The sequence below is a fragment of the Massilia sp. 01N410 genome, from assembly GCF_056399665.1.
Genome location: NZ_JBFTRV010000012.1, coordinates 151,594 through 168,207, shown reverse-complemented (window position 1 = coordinate 168,207; position 16,614 = coordinate 151,594). Strand labels below are relative to the sequence as shown.

The following is a 16,614-nucleotide window of genomic DNA, read 5'->3' as shown; positions in this document are numbered from 1 at the left end:
TATTCCGCCTGCGCGGGAACGACGGTAGTGAGTGCGGGGACGACGGCCTGGCTAATCAAGCGACGCGCTTGACCGCATCACCCGCATGAAATCCCGCCAACAGCTCAGCCTCCTTGCGCTTGGCCGCAGCCAGGTTCCGCTCCTTCACATGGCCGAAGCCGCGGATGTCTTCCGGGATGCTGGCGATCGCCACGGCCTGGGCCAGGTTCTCGGCAGTCAGCTTCGGCAGCAGGGCCTCGACGGTGCGGCGGTATTCCTGGATGAGGGCGCGCTCCATCTTGCGCTCCTCGGTGTAACCGAACACGTCGAAGGCGGTGCCGCGCAGGCCTTTCAATTTCGCCAGCACGCCGAACGCCTTCATCATCCACGGACCGAATTCCTGCTTCATCAGATGGCCCTGCTTGTCCTTCTTCGCCAGCAGCGGCGGCGCCAGGTGGAACTTCAGTTTCACGTCGCCTTCGAACATGGCGCCGATCTTCTGCATGAAGGCCGGGTCGGTGTACAGGCGCGCGACTTCGTACTCGTCCTTGTAAGCCATCAGCTTGTGCAGGTAGCGCGCCACGGCTTCGCTCAGGCGGGTGCCTTTGCCAATCTTCGCTTCGGCGGCAAGGACCTGGTCCACGAAGGCCTTGTACTGAGCGGCATACGAAGCGTTCTGGTAGGCGCTCAAGAGTTCGACGCGGCGCTTGACGATGTCCTCGAGCGACTGGCTGCGCTTGAACTCGATCACCTTGGCCGGGGTCGTCAGCCTGGTGACGGAGGCCAGGTCGTGGGCGGCGGTACGGCCCCAGTTGAAGGCGGCCTTGTTGAACGGGATCGACACGCCGTTCAGTTCGATCGCCTTCATGATCGAGGCTTCCTGCAGCGGCACCTGGCCCTTCTGGAAGGCATAGCCGAGCATGAACATATTGGTGGCGATGGCATCGCCCATCAGCGCGGTGGCGATCTGGCCGGCGTCGACGAAATCGACGTTGTCCTTGCCGCAAGCCTGGACGATGGCGCCTTTCGAGCCTTCGGCCGGGAACTGCCAGTCCGGGTTCTTGATGAAGGCCGCGGTGGTGGCGCCGCTGTTGTTGACGAAGGCGCGGGTGCGGCCTTCTCCCATGCGCGACAGGGCGTCGCGGCTGGCGGTGACGATCTGGTCGCAGCCGATCACCAGGTCCGCGCTGCCGGTGCCGACGCGGGTCGAGTGCAGGTCGGACTGCTTATCGGCCAGGCGCACGTGCGACATCACCGGACCACCCTTCTGGGCCAGGCCGCTCATGTCCAGCACCAGCGCACCCTTGCCCTCGACGTGGGCGGCGACAGCCAGGATCTGGCCAACCGTCACCACGCCGGTGCCGCCGATGCCGGTCACCAGGATACCGAAGGGGGCCAATGTCGCCGGGATGCGCGGCGCGGGCAATGCCGGCGGCGTCGCCTCGGCGGACGAGGCCTTCTTCGGTTTCTTCAGACCGCCACCTTCGACGGTGACAAAGCTCGGGCAGAAACCGGTGACGCAAGAAAAATCCTTGTTGCACGAGGACTGGTTGATCTGACGCTTGCGGCCCAGTTCCGTTTCCAGCGGCTCGACCGACAGGCAGTTCGACTGCTTCGAGCAGTCGCCGCAGCCTTCGCAGACGGCTTCGTTGATCACGGCGCGCTTGGCCGGGTCGGGGAATTCGCCCTTCTTGCGACGCCGGCGTTTTTCGGAGGCGCAGGTCTGGTCGTAGATCATCGCGCTCACGCCGCTCATCTCGCGCAGTTCGCGCTGCACGTCCATCAGCTCCGCGCGGTGACGCACGGTGACGCCTTCGGCCCAGGGGTAATCCGCCGGGTATTTTTCCGGCTCGTCGGTGACGACGATGATGGGATTGACGCCTTCGGCGGCCAGCTGGCGGCTGATCTTGGCCGGATCCAGCGGACCGTCGTGGGTCTGGCCGCCGGTCATCGCGACCGCGTCGTTATAGAGGATCTTGTAGGTGATGTTGACCTTGGCCGCGACCGAGGCGCGGATCGCCAGCACGCCCGAGTGGAAATAGGTGCCATCGCCCAGGTTGGCGAACACGTGCTTTTCATCCGTGAACGGGGCCTGGCCGATCCAGGTCGTGCCTTCCGCGCCCATCTGCGTGAAGGTCGAGGTCTCGCGGTCCATCCACAAGACCATGTAGTGGCAGCCGATGCCGGCCAGGGCGCGCGAACCTTCCGGCACCTTGGTCGAGCTGTTGTGCGGGCAGCCCGAGCAGAAGAAGGGAATGCGGTCGGTTTCCGGATTGGCCTTCACCGGAATCGCCTTCAGCACGGCTTCCTTGGCTTCCAGGTAGGCGATGCGCTGGGCGACGCGCTCGGCCACTGGATGGCCGGCGCAGTAGTGGCCAATGCGCGAAGCGATGGCGCGCGCGATCTGGGCCGGGTTCAGCTCGTAGGTGCCCGGCAGCAGCCAGTCGCCCTGGCCGGAGCGGTTCTTGATATCCCATTCGCCGCTGTCGTCGAACTTGCCGACCACGCGCGGACGCTCGCCGTCCGGCAGGTTGTACAGCTCTTCCTTCAGCGCGTACTCCAGCACCTGGCGCTTTTCTTCGACCACGATGATCTCGTCCAGGCCTTGCGCGAACTCGTGCACGCCGACGGAATCCAGCGGCCAGGTCATACCGACTTTATAGACGCGCAGGCCGATGTCGGCCGCCGCCTGCTCGTCGATGCCGAGGTCGGCCAGGGCCTGGCGGGTATCCAGGTAGCTCTTGCCGGCGGTGATGATGCCGATCTTCGGCTTCGGGCTGTCCCAGACGATCTGGTTCAGCTTGTTGGCACGCGCATAGGCCAGCGCCGCGTACCACTTGTAATTGTTCATCCGCACTTCCTGGTCCAGCACGGCGTCCGGCCAGCGGATGTTCAGGCCGCCTGGCGGCATCTCGAAATCGCTCGGGATCACGGGCTGCACGCGGTCCGGATCGAGGTCGACCACGGCGCCGGATTCGATGATGTCGGTCACGCACTTCATCGATACCCACAGGCCGCTGTAGCGGCTCATCGCCCAGGCATGCAGGCCGTAGTCGATGTATTCCTGGACGGACGAGGGGAACAGCACCGGCATGCCGACGTGGTGCAGGATGTGGTCGGACTGGTGGGCGGTCGAGGAGGATTTGGCCGCGTGGTCGTCGCCGGCCAGCACCAGCACGCCACCATGCCTGGCGGAGCCGGCGTTGTTGCCGTGCTTGAAGACGTCGCCGCAGCGGTCCACGCCCGGGCCCTTGCCGTACCACATGGCGAACACGCCGTCGTACTTGGCGTTTTCAAACAGATTGGTCTGCTGGGTGCCCCAGACGGCGGTCGCCGCCAGGTCTTCGTTCATGCCCGGGTGGAAGTGAACGTTATGCGCTTGCAGGTGCTTCTTCGCCTTCATGGCGGTCTGGTCGACCGCGGTGACGGGCGAGCCGCGGTAGCCGGTGATGTAGCCGGCAGTGTTCAGGCCGTCTTTGAGGTCGCGCTCGTGCTGCAGCATCGGCAGGCGGATCAGTGCCTGGGTGCCGGTCATGAAGGCGCGGCCGCGTTCGAGCGTCCATTTGTCGTCCAGCGTGATCTCGTGGGCAGGCGACGGCTGCGCCGGCTCCAGCTGGGAGCGGTCCAGGGGTGCGTTCATTGTGTCTCCGTTGTAATCTTTTATGCGCGCGGCCGGTTCACGCTGGCCACTTCGGTCTGTCTGCGAGTATAGGCCTGAGCGCTCGCCATAAAATTTCAATCAATTCCCCCCGCCGAGTGATTTGCGCAATAAAATTGCGGAACATCCGAAGACCAAGGGAAATTCATGTCAAAGATCGAGCTGGATAAAACCGATCGGAAGATTCTTGCCATTCTGCAAGCCGATGGCCGCCTGTCGAACCAGGACGTGGCCGAGCGCGTGAACCTGTCGCCATCGCCTTGCCTGCGCCGCATCAAGCGGCTCGAGGAGGCCGGGGTGATCCGACAGTACGTGGCCCTGCTCGATGCCGACAAGCTGGGCCTGGGCCTGCTGGCCTATGTGAACGTGCGCCTGGAAAAGCATGCCGAGGGCGCGCCGAACGCACGCGTGCCGGCGACCTCGCCGCGCTTCGAATTCGCCCAGGCCGTATCGACCTGGCCGGAAGTGGTGGATTGCTATGCGATGACGGGAGAGATGGATTTCCTGCTGCGCGTCCACGTGGAAGACATGGAGCATTTCTCGCGCTTCATGATGGCAACGCTGCTGCGCCACCCGGCGGTGCTGGACGTGAAGTCCAGCTTTGCGCTGCAGAAGATCAAGGAAACGACGGCGCTGCCCATCGTTTAGAGCGCCTATTTTTTAGGCGACAGCCACTTCAAGGCGGCGCGTGTATTCCGCTTGACCGCATAGTCGATCTTCGCCACCTGCTCTTCCAGCGCCTCGGCCAGCACGCTCGAGGGGCTGGGCGGCGGCAGGTGCAGGTGGGCGTCCGCCTCGCCATATTCCCGCTTGATTTCCATGCCGGCCTTCTTGGCGATGTGCATCATGGTACGGTTCGAGGACAGGCACTGCATGTACAGGGTGTCGACGTCCGAATTACGGCAATGCATGGCGGCGCGCTCGAACAGGCGCGTGCCGACGCCCTGCCCGCGCGCCGATGCCGCCACCGAGACCCCGAACTCGGCCACTTTTTCCTTGTCGGTGTAATTGATGCTGTCCGGATGCGCCTCGCGCGAGATGAAGGCCAGGTGGCCGACGCCGGCCAGCTGGAACATGCGGTTGACCACGCCGAACACGATGTCTTTCGAGAAATCGATCTTGTTGACGTAGGCAATGACCTGCTCGTCCCGCAGCATGCTGCCGAAGCGCAGCAGGCGGTCGTTGCTGTCGAGGGCGAGGAAATGCCGCAGCACGCGACGATGGTCGCGCTTGCTCAAGGCCTTGACCAGTACCGGCTGGCGGCCGTGTTTGCCGGTCAGGTTGCTGAGCCAGCGGCGTAGGGGGTTATCCTGCATCGTTTATTCGTTTTTGTGCACTGCACCAATCGTCATTGTAACGGATTGGCTGAGTAGACTGCTGCGGAGGATTTGTAACGTGCGGCGACGGGGCTAATCGTCCAGTGCCGCCTGCACCGCCCCTACCCGCGCCGCGTGCACAGCCGCCGGAATCCCCGCCTTGTTCTCCGCGCAGCGCCCGGCAATCTCCCCGGCGTTCACCCCGCGCGCCGCCTCCAGGGCCTTCAGCAGGCGCGGTGCGTGCGTCTCATGGCCGGGCGCCGCGCATTCGGCGGCCAGCAGCATCTGGGCAAAGCGCTCCGGCTTGCGGAAGCCGTCGCTGCGTTCGAACAGGCTGACGACGGCTTCCGGGTCCAGGGACGGTGCGCGGCCAATGATGTCCCGCTCGCGCGCCGTCATGACGGCCAGGTCGCGGCAGTCGACGGGCACGCGCAGGCGCTTGCAAATGTCGGGAATCTCCTTGCCGAGGCCGTGCATCAGGACGGCAAAACGCACCGGCAGCTCGAGTCCGCGTCCGGCGGCGTGGTCGATGGCCTGCATCAGCGGCGTATCGGCATCGAGCTCCGGCAGGATGCGGGACAAAGCGCCGCAGTCGCCCAGCACGGCGAACATGCGCGAGGGCTTCTGCTCCATCAACCCGCGCGAGAGTTCCTGCCACACACGTTCCGGCACCAGGGCATCGACCTCGCCTTCCTCGACCATCCTGCGCATCAGCGCATTGGTGGCCTCGGCCACGCGGAATGCCGGGAAGCGCGCGGCAAAGCGGGCCAGTCTCAGGATCCGCACCGGGTCTTCGGCGAAGGCCTCCGACACGTGGCGGAAGATGCGGTTTTCCAGGTCCTGGCGGCCGCCATAGGGGTCGACGATGCTGCCGTCGGCGGCGCGCGCCATCGCGTTGATGGTCAGGTCGCGCCGGATCAGGTCGTCTTCCAGCCTGACGTCGGGCGAGGTGTGGAAGACGAAGCCGTGGTAACCGGGCGCCGTCTTGCGCTCGGTGCGGGCCAGCGCGTATTCCTCGTGGGTGTCGGGGTGCAGGAAGACGGGGAAATCCTTGCCGACCGGACGGAAGCCTTGCGCCACCATCTGCTCGGGCGTGGCGCCGACCACGACCCAGTCGTGGTCCTGCACCGGCAGCCCCAGCAGTTCATCGCGCACCGCGCCGCCGACGACATAGGCCTGCATCGTCGTCAAGCCAGTCACTCCGGCAGCTCGTCTTCGTGGACGGTGGCGATTTCCGTTTCCGCCATCGCTTCCTCGACCCAGCGCGCCACCGCCGGATGGGCCAGCATGCGGTCGCAATAGGCCTGCAGGGCAGGCGCCAGCGCCACGCCGTAGGTCTTGAAGCGCATCACCACCGGCGCGTAGAAGGCGTCGGCGATGGAGAAATCGCCGAACAGGAAGCGGTGGTGGCCGAAGCGCGCCAGGCACTCTTCCCAGATCTCGCAGATGCGGCCGATGTCGGCCTGGGTGCCCGGCGTGCGGCCGCGGCCCGGCAGGCGCGCCTTGATGCTCATCGACATCGAGGTGCGCAGGTCGGCAAAGCCCGAATGCATCTCGGCGGCCACCGAACGCGCCATCGCGCGCGCCGCCACGTCCTGCGGCCACAGGTGCTTATCGGGGAACTGCTCGGCCAGGTATTCGCAGATGGCGAGGCTGTCCCAGATCGTCATCTCGCCGGCCAGCAGCACGGGAACGCGGCCGGCGTGCGAAAAGCGCGCGATGTTGGCGGCGGTGTCCGGCTGGTCGAGCAGCACGCGGACTTCGGTGAACGGGATCCCGGCCGCGACCGCCGCCACCCAGGGGCGCATCGACCACGACGAATAGTTCTTGTTGCCGATGACGAGGGTCAGGCCGGCCTGGCGCGCCTGGTCGAGGGTCTGAGAAAGCGTGGGATCGAGTTCGATGGTCTGCATGGTCTCTTTCTATTTCGGATGGGGGTGTTCCGTGTGAGCATGTCGCGCCCGGGAGCGCAGCTCGTCGAGTTGTCCGGTGGGCGCCAGGTAGGACGGCGCGACGGACTCGAGCGCCGTGAGCTTGATTCCGAGCGCCTCCGCTGTCAAGACCTGATGGGACGGATTGACAACATTATCGACTTTCATGGAATCCAGGTTGTCGCGGGTGATCAGCGGCGTGCCGGGCAGGAGCTCGAAGAAGCCGGCCTGCAGCCGCGCCAGGGCGTCGGGCAGCCTGAGCACCGGGCGCGGATGGCCGGACCAGTGCCCGGCCAGCCTGACCAGCTCGGCCAGGGTATAGATGCCGGGACCGCCCAGCTCGCAGGTCTGCCTGCGGGTGGCGTCGTCGAACAGGGCGCGCACATAGGCTTCGGCGACGTCGCCGACGTACACCGGCTGGAAGCGCGCATCGGCACAGGCCAGCGGCACCACCGGCAGGTGGCGCTGCAGACGCGCGAACATGTTCATGAAATTGTCGCCCGGGCCGAACACCACCGAGGGACGGAAGATGGTCGCCGCCACGCCCGCTTCGCTGGCGGCCGCCAGTTCGCCGTCGGCCTTCGAACGCTGGTACATCGAGGGGCCGTCGCGGGCCGCGCCCAGCGCGCTCATGTGCAGCAGGCGCGGCACGCCCGCGGCGGCGCAGGCACTGGCGATGCGGCGCGGCAGCTCGACGTGGACGTGGCGGAACTGCGGCCCGTAGGGCATGCCCTGGCGCGAATGCAGGATGCCGACCAGATTGATGACGGCATCGCGGCCCGTTACCAGGCGCCGCAGGACGGCATCGTCGTGAATATCCGCCTGGACGATGTCGACGCCCGGCAGCGGCATCAGGTGCATGGCATGCGCTTCGTGGCGGGTCGGCACCACGATGGTCATGTCGTGCTCGGCCAGCCGCGCTGCGAGATGGCTGCCGATGAATCCTGTTCCTCCGAACAACACTACCGACAGATCGCGCATGGCAATCTCCTAAGGCAGGCCGATCATGGCAAGCCCATGCTACCACCACGCGGCATGATCGTCCCCAGGCGGGCCTTGAGCGACTGTGGACGTTTCTCGAACAGTGCGGCGTAGTTCGTTGCGTTCGACATCACGTTGCGCACGTAGTTGCGCGTTTCCTCGAAAGGAATGGTTTCGACGAACACCGCCCCTTCCATCGGCGCGTTCAGCAGGCCGCGCCAGGCGCGGGTGCGGCCGGGGCCGGCGTTGTACGACGCGGTGGCCAGTACCTGCGAGCCTTCCGCATGGTTCAGCACCATGTTCAGGTAATTGGTGCCGAGCAGGATATTGGTGCGGATATCGCTCAGCATGCCATGGCCGTAATCGGTCATGCCGATCTTCTCGGCCACCCACTTGCCGGTCGAGGGCATCACCTGCATCAGGCCGGAGGCGCCGACGCCGGACTGGGCATCGGAGATGAAGCGCGATTCCTGGCGGATCAGGCCGTAGACCCAGGCCTGGTCCAGGCCCAACCCCTGCGCGGTGGGTTGCAGGATGTCGTCGTGCGGGGCCGGGAAGCGCTGGGTATAGTCGAACTCGGTGCGGGTGCGCTCCGAGGTGTTCACCATGCGGTCCAGGATCTCGTTCTGGCGCGCGTACTCTGCCGCGACCAGCAGCTGGCGGTCGGAAAAGTCGCGCAGCGCCCAGTTCCACTCGCGCGTGCCTTCGAAGCGCAGGCGCATGCCGAAGAATTTCAGGGCGCGCCTGAAGCCGGGATTGGCGGCCATCTGCGCCAGCTCGGCCGCGGTGGGCGCGATTGGTCCCACTGCGCTGGGCGGGATCGTGATCTGCTGGCCGATTTCCTCGAGCGCGAGTTGCCCATAAAAACTGTTCTGGTCGGCGATGCGGCGGAACAGCGCCTGCGCATCCTCCTTGCGGCCCTGGGCCAGGTCGGCGCGGCCGCGCCAGTAGACCCAGGCCGGCTCGGCGCGCTGCTCGGCCGGCATGGCGTCGATGGTCGCCTTCACAATCTTCCAGTCGCCGCGGCGCAGCGCGATCCGGGTCTTCCACTCGGCCTGGAACTCCGACAGGGGCGCGCCGGCGGCGCGCTGCCAGTAATCGTAGGCTTCCGGCGCCAGCACCAGCGAAGCGGCCAGGGCGATGTTCGACCAGCCGATCGCCTTTTCCTCGGCGGACAATTTGGACGCGTTCTTGTTCAGGGCGACCGTGGCCAGCTTGAGGCTGGTGCGCGCCATGCGGCCGACCGCGACCAGGTAGATTTCGTGATCGGCGCGGCTTCTGCCGATGCCGCGCGCCATCGCCAGTGCCGGCACGTCGACTGCCTGGGCGGCACGGGTGTCGGAGGCGCCCAGCAGCAGCGCGGTGCGGCGCGAGGGGCCGGTGGCGTGCATCTCGCCGGCCAGGCGCAGCTGGGCCAGCAGGTCCGCCTGCGTGAACTGGCCGGACTGCGCCAGCTGGGCGACCAGGGCGGCGCAGGCTTCGCCGTACAGCGGCGGATTGTCGAGCAGGGCGCGCGCCTCGCCGGCCACGTTCTGGCCTTTCACGGCGCGCGACAGCAGCGCATAGCACTTGACCTGGTAGTCGTCGTTCTTCACGAACAGCGGCAGTTCGCGGTCGAAATTGACCCAGTCGCGCTTGCGGCCGAGTTCCAGCAGCCAGTCGTTGCGCAGGCGGTCGGCAATGGCGCTGCCCTCGTAATGCTTCAGGAAATCCAGGACTTCCTCGTTCGATGCGTCCTTCAGACGCGGTTTGAGCCGATAATAGTCGACATACGAGGGAATTGCGTAGTTGGGCAGGCGCGCCGCCAGCTCGGCGGCCTTGCCCGCATCGTTCTGGCGCGCGGCCTCGCGCAATTGCAGGAAAATGGCATCCTGCTCGCGGGCGGCGTCGGTCGCAGCCTGCGGCAGCGCGGCCACGGGAGCGATCGCGGGTGAGGCGGATGCAGCAGGTGCGGCGGCAGGCGGCGGAGCCGTTTGGGCGGACGCCGTCGCGAACGACAGCAGGGTCGTGGCGGCAACACTTGCGCCGGCTAACAATTTCAAAAGAAACATCAAACCAACCTTAATGTACGCTTCATTTAACTCATGACCGGCGAATCAAGAATAACACGCCCCCTCTCGAGCTTGCCAGATGACGCCTCAAGCGTGGCGGGCGACAGCCAGGCGGCAAAGGCGGCGCTGCGCAAGGCGCTCAAGACTGCACGTGGGGCGCTCGACCCGGCAATCAAGGTCCAATGGGACGCACACATCGGCGCCCAGGTGATTGCCTGGTGGCGCCTGCGCCAGATCGATACCCTCGGGGTGTATTGGCCGCTGGCCGGCGAGCCCGACCTGCGCGCCGCCTATGCGGAGCTGGCGCTGGCCGGCGTGCGCCTGGCCCTGCCCGTGGTGATGGAACGCAACGCCCCCCTCACGTTCACGGAGTGGACGCCGGGCGAGCCGATGATCGCGGACGAGATGGGCGTCGCGGTGCCGGCCCAGCTGCGCTTTATCGAGCGTCCCCCTGCCCTCTTGATTCCCTGCCTGGGCTTCAATGCCGACGCTTACCGGCTGGGCTATGGCGGCGGCTACTACGACCGCACCCTGGAATTGCCGCCGCGCCCGCGCACCTTGGGCATTGCCTACAGCAACCAGGAAGCGCAGTTCGGCCATGCGCCGCACGACGTGCCGCTGGACGTGATCGTCACCGAGATCAGCAAGGTGACCTAAAGAAAATGCCCGCGGCCTTGCGGCGCGCGGGCATGCGATCGGCGGCAAGGATCAGGCCGCCGTCTGCGTTCCCTGCAGGCGCTGCCAGATGGCGGTGGTGGCCACCGCCTGGTTCATGCTGTAGAAGTGCAGGCCGGGCGCGCCGCCCGCCAGCAGGCGTTCGCACAGCTGGCTGACCACGTCCAGGCCGAAGGCCTTGATCGAGGCGCTGTCGTCGCCGAAGCTGGCCAGCTTCAGGCGGATCCAGCGCGGGATCTCGGCGCCGCACATATCCGAGAAACGCATCAGCTGGGTAAAGTTGGTGATCGGCATGATGCCGGCCACGACCGGGATGTCCAGGCCCATCTTCTGCGCGTTGTCGACGAACTGGAAATAGGCGTCGGCGTTGTAGAAGTACTGGGTGATGGCCGCATTGGCGCCGGCCTGCACCTTGCGGGCGAAGGCTTGCAGGTCGTCCTGCGGCGAGCGCGCCTGCGGATGCATCTCCGGATAGGCGGCGACTTCGATGTGGAACCAGTCGCCGGTCTCGGCACGGATGAACTCGACCAGGTCGCTGGCATAGCGCAGCTCGCCGGCGCCGCCATAACCGCTCGGCAAGTCGCCGCGCAGGGCGACCAGGCGGCGGATGCCGTGCGACTGGAACTCGCGCAGGATGGTGCGGATCGATTCGCGGGTGCCGCCGACACAGGACAGGTGGGGCGCCGCGGCGTGGCCTTCGGACTGGATCTCGAGCACGGTGTCGAGCGTGCCCTGCTGGGTGCTGCCGCCGGCGCCGAAGGTCACCGAAAAGTATTTCGGCTGCAGCGCCGCCAGCTTCTGGCGCGCCGCGCGCAGTTTTTCCGCGCCCTCGGGAGTCTTGGGCGGGAAAAACTCGATGCTGATATTAGGGGTTTCCATCTTTATTCAGGAGTAAGGTAGAAAGCGCCCACGAAATCACGCTGTACAGGATGGCCGCCAGGAAGGCCGACCAGAATCCGGCGACATGGAAGCCGTCGACCAGATGCGCCACCAGCCAGAACAGCAGCGCGTTGATCACCAGGATGAACAGTCCGAGCGACACCAGGGTCACCGGCAGGGTCAGGACGACCAGCACGGGACGGATGATGGTGTTGACCAGGCCGAGGATCAGCGCGGCCACGAGGGCGGTGCCGATGTTGGTGACGGTCACGGAATGCATCAGGTAAGGCAGCGCCATCAGGGCTGCGGCGTTGATCAACCAGGTCAGGAGCAGGCGCATGTCGGTGTCTTTCGTGAAGGCGTAGGAATCCGGGGCGCCACCCGCTTTGGGCGGCGCCATGTCACCGAAGAGATTACCAGTTATTAATTAATAACGGTAATGGTCGGGCTTGTACGGACCTTCCTTGGACACTGAAATGTACGCAGCCTGCTCCTCTGTCAGCGTGGTCAGCTGGGCGTTCAGCTTCTTGAGCTGCAGGCGCGCGACCTTCTCGTCCAGGTGCTTCGGCAGCGTGTACACGCCGACCGGGTACTTGTCGGTGTTGGCGAACAGCTCGATCTGGGCGATGGTCTGGTTCGCGAACGACGAGCTCATCACATAGGACGGGTGACCGGTGCCGCAGCCCAGATTCACCAGGCGGCCTTCGGCCAGCAGGATGATACGCTTGCCGTCCGGGAAAATAATATGATCGACCTGCGGTTTGATGTTCTCCCACTGATATTTCTTCAGTGCGGCGACTTCGATTTCGTTGTCGAAGTGGCCGATGTTGCAGACGATCGCCTGGTCCTTCATCTTGAGCATGTGCTGCTCGGTGATGACGTGGTAGTTGCCGGTGCAGGTGACGAAGATGTCGCCGTGTTCGGCGGCGTAGTCCATGGTCACGACGCGGTAGCCTTCCATCGCGGCCTGCAGGGCGCAGATCGGGTCGATCTCGGTGACCCAGACCTGGGCCGACAGCGCGCGCATGGCCTGGGCCGAACCTTTACCCACGTCGCCGTAGCCGGCGATCACGGCGATCTTGCCGGCGATCATGACGTCGGTCGCGCGCTTGATGCCGTCCACCAGCGATTCGCGGCAGCCGTACAGGTTGTCGAACTTCGACTTGGTGACGGAGTCGTTGACGTTGATTGCCGGGAAGGCCAGCTTGCCTTCCTGGTGCATCTGGTACAGGCGGTGCACGCCGGTGGTGGTTTCTTCGGTCACGCCCTTGATTTCCGGCAGGCGCTTCGAGTACCACTGCGGATCGACGGCCAGACGGCCCTTGATCGCGTTGAACAGGCAGATCTCTTCTTCCGAACCCGGCTTGTCCAGCACCGAGACGTCCTTCTCCGCGCGCACGCCCAGATGCAGCAGCAGGGTGGCGTCGCCGCCGTCGTCCAGGATCATGTTGGCGTGGTTGTCGCCCGGCCATTCGAAGATGCGGTGGGTGTATTCCCAGTACTCGTCCAGGGTTTCGCCCTTGATCGCGAACACCGGGGTGCCGACCGAAGCGATGGCGGCGGCGGCGTGGTCCTGGGTCGAGTAGATATTGCACGAGGCCCAGCGCACTTGCGCGCCGAGGGCTTCCAGCGTGCGGATCAGCACGGCGGTCTGGATGGTCATGTGCAGCGAACCGGCGATGCGCGCGCCCTTCAGCGGCTGGCTGGCGGCGTATTCCTCGCGAATGGCCATCAGGCCCGGCATTTCGGTTTCGGCAATGCGGATTTCCTTCTCGCCCCACGAGGCAAGACCGATGTCGGCAACGAGGTAATCCTGGGAAGTGTCTTTGAGTACGGCGCTCATCACGCCCTCCTTTCAAGTTAAGAAAAAAGTAACGTGAGCGCGGTGTTGATATCCGAGCCTGGCGAAAGTCGAAACTTTCGTCGCAACGCTCCTCGGAATTGCTTAGTTTAGCACGGGCGGATGTCGCTGGTGTGCTGAAGAACCTGGATTCCCGCCATGGCGGCCGGCCAGGTCGGGAATGACGTTGGCTGAGCCGTCATTCCCGCCAAGCTGTTTTTGCTACGCTGTCAGGCCAAACCAGCCGCAGCACGCAGTGCCGCCGCCTTGTCGGTGCGCTCCCAGGTGAACTCCGGCTCTTCGCGGCCGAAGTGGCCGTAGGCGGCCGATTTCTGGTAGATCGGGCGCAGCAGGTCCAGCATCTGCACGATGCCTTTCGGGCGCAGGTCGAAGTGTTCCATCACCAGTTCGGCGATCTTCTCGTCGGAGATCACGCCGGTGCCTTCGGTGTAGACGGTGATGTTGATCGGCTTGGCCACGCCGATCGCGTAGCTGACCTGCACCTGGCACTGGCGCGCCAGGCCGGCGGCGACCACGTTCTTGGCCACGTAGCGGGCGGCGTAGGCGGCCGAGCGGTCGACCTTGGACGGGTCCTTGCCGGAGAAGGCGCCGCCGCCGTGCGGGGCTGCGCCGCCGTAGGTGTCGACGATGATCTTGCGGCCGGTCAGGCCGCAGTCGCCCTGCGGGCCGCCGATGACGAAGCGGCCGGTCGGGTTGACCAGGTAGCGGGTGTCCTGCAGCCATTCTTTCGGCAGCACCGGCTTGATGATCTCTTCGATCACGGCTTCTTCGATCTGGCTGTGGCTGATTTCCGGCGCGTGCTGGGTCGACAGCACCACGGTGTTGACCGCGACCGGACGGCCGTTCACGTAGCGCAGCGTGACCTGGGACTTGGCGTCCGGACGCAGCCACGGCAGGCGGCCGTCCTTGCGCAGCTGCGACTGGCGCTCGACCAGGCGGTGTGCGTAATAGATCGCGGCCGGCATCAGTTCCGGGGTTTCGTCGCAGGCGTAGCCGAACATCAGGCCCTGGTCGCCGGCGCCCTGGTCGAGGTCGATACCGGCGCCTTCGTCGACGCCCTGGGCGATGTCCGGCGACTGCTTGTCATAGGCGACCAGCACGGCGCAGCCCTTGTAGTCGATGCCGAAATCGGTGTTGTCGTAACCGATGCGCTTGATGGTGTTGCGCGCAACTTGAATATAATCGACGTTTGCGTGCGTCGTGATCTCTCCTGCCAGCACCACCAGGCCCGTGTTGCACAGGGTTTCGGCGGCCACGCGTGCGCGCGGATCCTGCTCGAGGATGGCGTCGAGGATGGCGTCGGAAATCTGGTCGGCAACTTTGTCCGGATGGCCTTCCGAGACGGACTCGGAAGTGAAGAGGTAGTCGTTGGAAGACATTGAGGCTCCTGATACTGTTGAGATAAATGCCGCAGTACCAAGGCCCTGCGACGCTTTAGCGATATTTATATTCCGCTTCGCAAGTTGTCATTAACTCCGCGGATCCTGCTCAAAGTGGTATTTTACGCTCCTTAAAAAATTTTGGTGAAGCAAGCCGCATCACCTCTACCCTGAATCAATAAATGCTCGTTTTCCTGTTCCGCTTCCTGTCCGTGTTTCCCCTCCCCGTGCTGCACGCGCTGGGCGCGGCGCTCGGCTGGCTCGTTTACCTCATTTCTCCCTCTTACCGGCGGCGTTTGCGCAGCAATCTCGAGCTGGCCGGCTATGGCGCCCATCTGCGCAGCGCCATCGCCGAGTCCGGCAAAGCCATCGTCGAGCTGCCATTTGTGTGGTGCGCGCAACAGGAGCGCGTCACCCGCCACGTCACGATGGAGAACTGGGAACTGGTCCAGCGCCAGCTCGACTCCGGGCGCGGGATTGTGTTCCTGACGCCACACCTCGGCTGTTTCGAGCTGACCGCCCAGCAAGTGTCGCTGCGCCAGGAGTTGACGGTCATGTATCGCCCGCCGCGCAAGAGCGCGCTGAAACCCCTGGTCGAAGGCGCGCGCGCGCGCCAGAACATGCACCTGGCCCCGGCCAACCTGTCGGGCGTGCGCATGCTGGTCAAGGCGCTGCGCGGCGGCCAGCCGGTCGGCGTGCTGCCGGACCAGGTGCCGCAGGAAGGCGAAGGCGTGTGGGCGCCCTTCTTCGGCCGTCCGGCCTACACCATGACGCTGCCGGCCAAGCTGGCCCAGTTGGGCAAGGCCGACATCCTGCTGACCTATGCCGAGCGCCTGCCGGGCGGACGCGGCTACGTGATCCGCTTCGTGCCCTTCGAGGGCGAGCTGTCCGGCACCGCGACCGAGCAGGCCGCCAGCATCAACCGCGCGATGGAAGCGCTGATCGCGCATTGCCCGTCCCAGTATTTCTGGAGTTATAACCGCTACAAGCGTCCCCAGGGCGTGGCGGCCCCGGAAGCCGAGGCGGTCGCATGAGGGTCCTGATTGCTTTTCTGTGGCTGCTGCATTTCCTGCCGCTGCCGATCCTGGGCCGCATCGGCAACGCCGTCGGCTGGCTGATGTACTACGCGATCCCGAAACGCCGCAAGATCGCCCTGACCAATCTGCGCCTGTGCATGCCCGAACTGAGCGAAGCGGAACGGATCGCCATCGCCAGGCGCCACTTCCAGGGCTATTCGCGCAGCATCCTGGAGCGCTCGCTGCTCTGGTGGGCGCCGATCCCGCGCCTGCGCCGCCTGATCCACATCGAGCCGTCGGTGCCCCAGGCCGAAATGGAAAGCGGTCCGACCATCCTGCTGTGCCCGCACTTCGTCTGCCTCGACGTGGCCGGCGTCGCGGCGCGCGTGATCCCGGTGTCGACGATCTATTCGCCGCAGAAGAACGAGGCCTTCGACCGCCTGCTGCGCTACGGCCGCGAGCGCTTCGGCCCGGTGCGCCTGTTCACCCGCGAGGAGGGCATCAAACCGATCCTGCGCGCGCTGCGCGACGGCCTGCCCTATTTCATGCTGCCGGACATGGATTTCGGCGAAAAGGATGCCACCTTCGTGCCCTTCTTCGGCATCCCGGCGGCAACGCTCACCGCCCTGCCGCGGCTGGCGGCGGCCACCAAAGCGAAAGTGATCCCGGTGATCGCCACCTTCCTGCCCGACTACAAGGGCTATCGTGTCGTCTTCTATCCGTCCTGGGAAAACTACCCGGGCGAGGACATGATCGACGCCACCCGCCGCATGAACGAATTCATCGAGGAACGGGTGCGCGAAAGCCCGGCCGAGTATTTCTGGACCCATAAACGCTTCAAGACCCGGCCGAACGGCGAGCCGTCGCTCTACGAATAAACAGGAACCA

At 65.3% G+C, this 16,614-nt stretch carries 14 protein-coding genes and 1 riboswitch; of the genes, 4 read left to right on the top strand and 10 right to left on the bottom strand.

The window, feature by feature from the left end:
• Positions 1 to 55 precede the first annotated feature (55 nt).
• Positions 56 to 3,619 carry an indolepyruvate ferredoxin oxidoreductase family protein gene (locus AC1DOP_RS17275; RefSeq protein ID WP_442124481.1) on the bottom strand — a complete coding sequence of 1,188 codons (3,564 nt, stop codon included), beginning with the start codon at positions 3,617 to 3,619 and terminating at the stop codon, positions 56 to 58.
• Between the two features lie 165 nt (positions 3,620 to 3,784).
• Here AC1DOP_RS17275 and AC1DOP_RS17270 point away from each other — a divergent pair, with 165 nt between their 5' ends.
• Complete coding sequence (locus AC1DOP_RS17270) at positions 3,785 to 4,285, top strand: Lrp/AsnC family transcriptional regulator (RefSeq protein ID WP_442124480.1); 501 nt, start codon at positions 3,785 to 3,787, stop codon at positions 4,283 to 4,285.
• A gap of 5 nt (positions 4,286 to 4,290) precedes the next feature.
• On the opposite strand, the gene AC1DOP_RS17265 is transcribed toward AC1DOP_RS17270, so the two are convergent.
• The 5 genes from AC1DOP_RS17265 to AC1DOP_RS17245 form a co-directional block, all read right to left on the bottom strand.
• Entirely contained in the window at positions 4,291 to 4,953 is a 663-nt protein-coding gene (locus AC1DOP_RS17265) for a GNAT family N-acetyltransferase (protein WP_442124479.1), read from the bottom strand.
• Between the two features lie 93 nt (positions 4,954 to 5,046).
• Complete coding sequence (locus AC1DOP_RS17260; RefSeq protein WP_442124503.1) at positions 5,047 to 6,135, bottom strand: tRNA nucleotidyltransferase/poly(A) polymerase-related protein; 1,089 nt, start codon at positions 6,133 to 6,135, stop codon at positions 5,047 to 5,049.
• Positions 6,136 to 6,149: 14 nt separating this feature from the next.
• Positions 6,150 to 6,866, bottom strand: a complete 717-nt coding sequence (locus AC1DOP_RS17255) for a glutathione S-transferase family protein (protein ID WP_477252411.1) — start codon at positions 6,864 to 6,866, stop codon at positions 6,150 to 6,152.
• A gap of 9 nt (positions 6,867 to 6,875) precedes the next feature.
• Complete coding sequence (locus AC1DOP_RS17250; protein WP_442124477.1) at positions 6,876 to 7,865, bottom strand: complex I NDUFA9 subunit family protein; 990 nt, start codon at positions 7,863 to 7,865, stop codon at positions 6,876 to 6,878.
• 23 nt (positions 7,866 to 7,888) lie between these two features.
• The gene (locus AC1DOP_RS17245; protein ID WP_477252409.1) at positions 7,889 to 9,916 is read right to left on the bottom strand and encodes a lytic transglycosylase domain-containing protein; all 2,028 of its coding nucleotides are present in this window, start codon (positions 9,914 to 9,916) and stop codon (positions 7,889 to 7,891) included.
• 93 nt (positions 9,917 to 10,009) lie between these two features.
• Between AC1DOP_RS17245 and AC1DOP_RS17240 the strand changes: the two genes are divergently transcribed.
• Positions 10,010 to 10,573, top strand: coding sequence for a 5-formyltetrahydrofolate cyclo-ligase (locus AC1DOP_RS17240; RefSeq protein WP_442124475.1), 564 nt, complete (start codon positions 10,010 to 10,012; stop codon positions 10,571 to 10,573).
• Between the two features lie 51 nt (positions 10,574 to 10,624).
• Here the strand turns inward: AC1DOP_RS17240 and metF are convergent, their stop codons facing one another.
• From metF to metK, 4 genes are all read right to left on the bottom strand, one after another.
• Positions 10,625 to 11,470, bottom strand: a complete 846-nt coding sequence (gene metF / locus AC1DOP_RS17235; RefSeq protein ID WP_442124474.1) for a methylenetetrahydrofolate reductase [NAD(P)H] — start codon at positions 11,468 to 11,470, stop codon at positions 10,625 to 10,627.
• Positions 11,457 to 11,810 (bottom strand): phage holin family protein, encoded by a 354-nt coding sequence (locus tag AC1DOP_RS17230; RefSeq protein ID WP_442124502.1) that lies wholly within the window; start codon positions 11,808 to 11,810, stop codon positions 11,457 to 11,459. Before AC1DOP_RS17230 ends, metF begins: the two co-directional genes overlap by 14 nt.
• 87 nt (positions 11,811 to 11,897) lie before the next feature.
• Positions 11,898 to 13,313, bottom strand: coding sequence for an adenosylhomocysteinase (ahcY, locus tag AC1DOP_RS17225; RefSeq protein ID WP_442124473.1), 1,416 nt, complete (start codon positions 13,311 to 13,313; stop codon positions 11,898 to 11,900).
• A 28-nt stretch (positions 13,314 to 13,341) separates the two neighbouring features.
• A riboswitch (S-adenosyl-L-homocysteine riboswitch) is annotated at positions 13,342 to 13,413 on the bottom strand.
• Between the two features lie 127 nt (positions 13,414 to 13,540).
• Entirely contained in the window at positions 13,541 to 14,710 is a 1,170-nt protein-coding gene (gene metK / locus AC1DOP_RS17220) for a methionine adenosyltransferase (RefSeq protein ID WP_442124472.1), read from the bottom strand.
• A gap of 182 nt (positions 14,711 to 14,892) precedes the next feature.
• Between metK and AC1DOP_RS17215 the strand changes: the two genes are divergently transcribed.
• Both AC1DOP_RS17215 and AC1DOP_RS17210 read left to right on the top strand, forming a co-directional pair.
• Positions 14,893 to 15,744 (top strand): lysophospholipid acyltransferase family protein, encoded by an 852-nt coding sequence (locus tag AC1DOP_RS17215; RefSeq protein ID WP_477252405.1) that lies wholly within the window; start codon positions 14,893 to 14,895, stop codon positions 15,742 to 15,744.
• On the top strand, positions 15,741 to 16,604 hold the full coding sequence (locus AC1DOP_RS17210; protein ID WP_442124470.1) for an LpxL/LpxP family acyltransferase: 864 nt from the start codon (positions 15,741 to 15,743) through the stop codon (positions 16,602 to 16,604). The genes AC1DOP_RS17215 and AC1DOP_RS17210 overlap by 4 nt, the downstream gene beginning before the upstream one ends.
• The last annotated feature ends 10 nt before the right edge of the window (positions 16,605 to 16,614 follow it).

Coding starts and splice junctions, on each gene's coding strand:
- AC1DOP_RS17275 (WP_442124481.1), bottom strand. CDS start 3,619: ATGAACGCACCCCTGGACCGCTCCCAGCTGGAGCCGGCGCAGCCGTCG.
- AC1DOP_RS17270 (WP_442124480.1), top strand. CDS start 3,785: ATGTCAAAGATCGAGCTGGATAAAACCGATCGGAAGATTCTTGCCATT.
- AC1DOP_RS17265 (WP_442124479.1), bottom strand. CDS start 4,953: ATGCAGGATAACCCCCTACGCCGCTGGCTCAGCAACCTGACCGGCAAA.
- AC1DOP_RS17260 (WP_442124503.1), bottom strand. CDS start 6,135: ATGCAGGCCTATGTCGTCGGCGGCGCGGTGCGCGATGAACTGCTGGGG.
- AC1DOP_RS17255 (WP_477252411.1), bottom strand. CDS start 6,866: ATGCAGACCATCGAACTCGATCCCACGCTTTCTCAGACCCTCGACCAG.
- AC1DOP_RS17250 (WP_442124477.1), bottom strand. CDS start 7,865: ATGCGCGATCTGTCGGTAGTGTTGTTCGGAGGAACAGGATTCATCGGC.
- AC1DOP_RS17245 (WP_477252409.1), bottom strand. CDS start 9,916: ATGTTTCTTTTGAAATTGTTAGCCGGCGCAAGTGTTGCCGCCACGACC.
- metF (WP_442124474.1), bottom strand. CDS start 11,470: ATGGAAACCCCTAATATCAGCATCGAGTTTTTCCCGCCCAAGACTCCC.
- AC1DOP_RS17230 (WP_442124502.1), bottom strand. CDS start 11,810: ATGCGCCTGCTCCTGACCTGGTTGATCAACGCCGCAGCCCTGATGGCG.
- ahcY (WP_442124473.1), bottom strand. CDS start 13,313: ATGAGCGCCGTACTCAAAGACACTTCCCAGGATTACCTCGTTGCCGAC.
- metK (WP_442124472.1), bottom strand. CDS start 14,710: ATGTCTTCCAACGACTACCTCTTCACTTCCGAGTCCGTCTCGGAAGGC.
- AC1DOP_RS17215 (WP_477252405.1), top strand. CDS start 14,893: ATGCTCGTTTTCCTGTTCCGCTTCCTGTCCGTGTTTCCCCTCCCCGTG.
- AC1DOP_RS17210 (WP_442124470.1), top strand. CDS start 15,741: ATGAGGGTCCTGATTGCTTTTCTGTGGCTGCTGCATTTCCTGCCGCTG.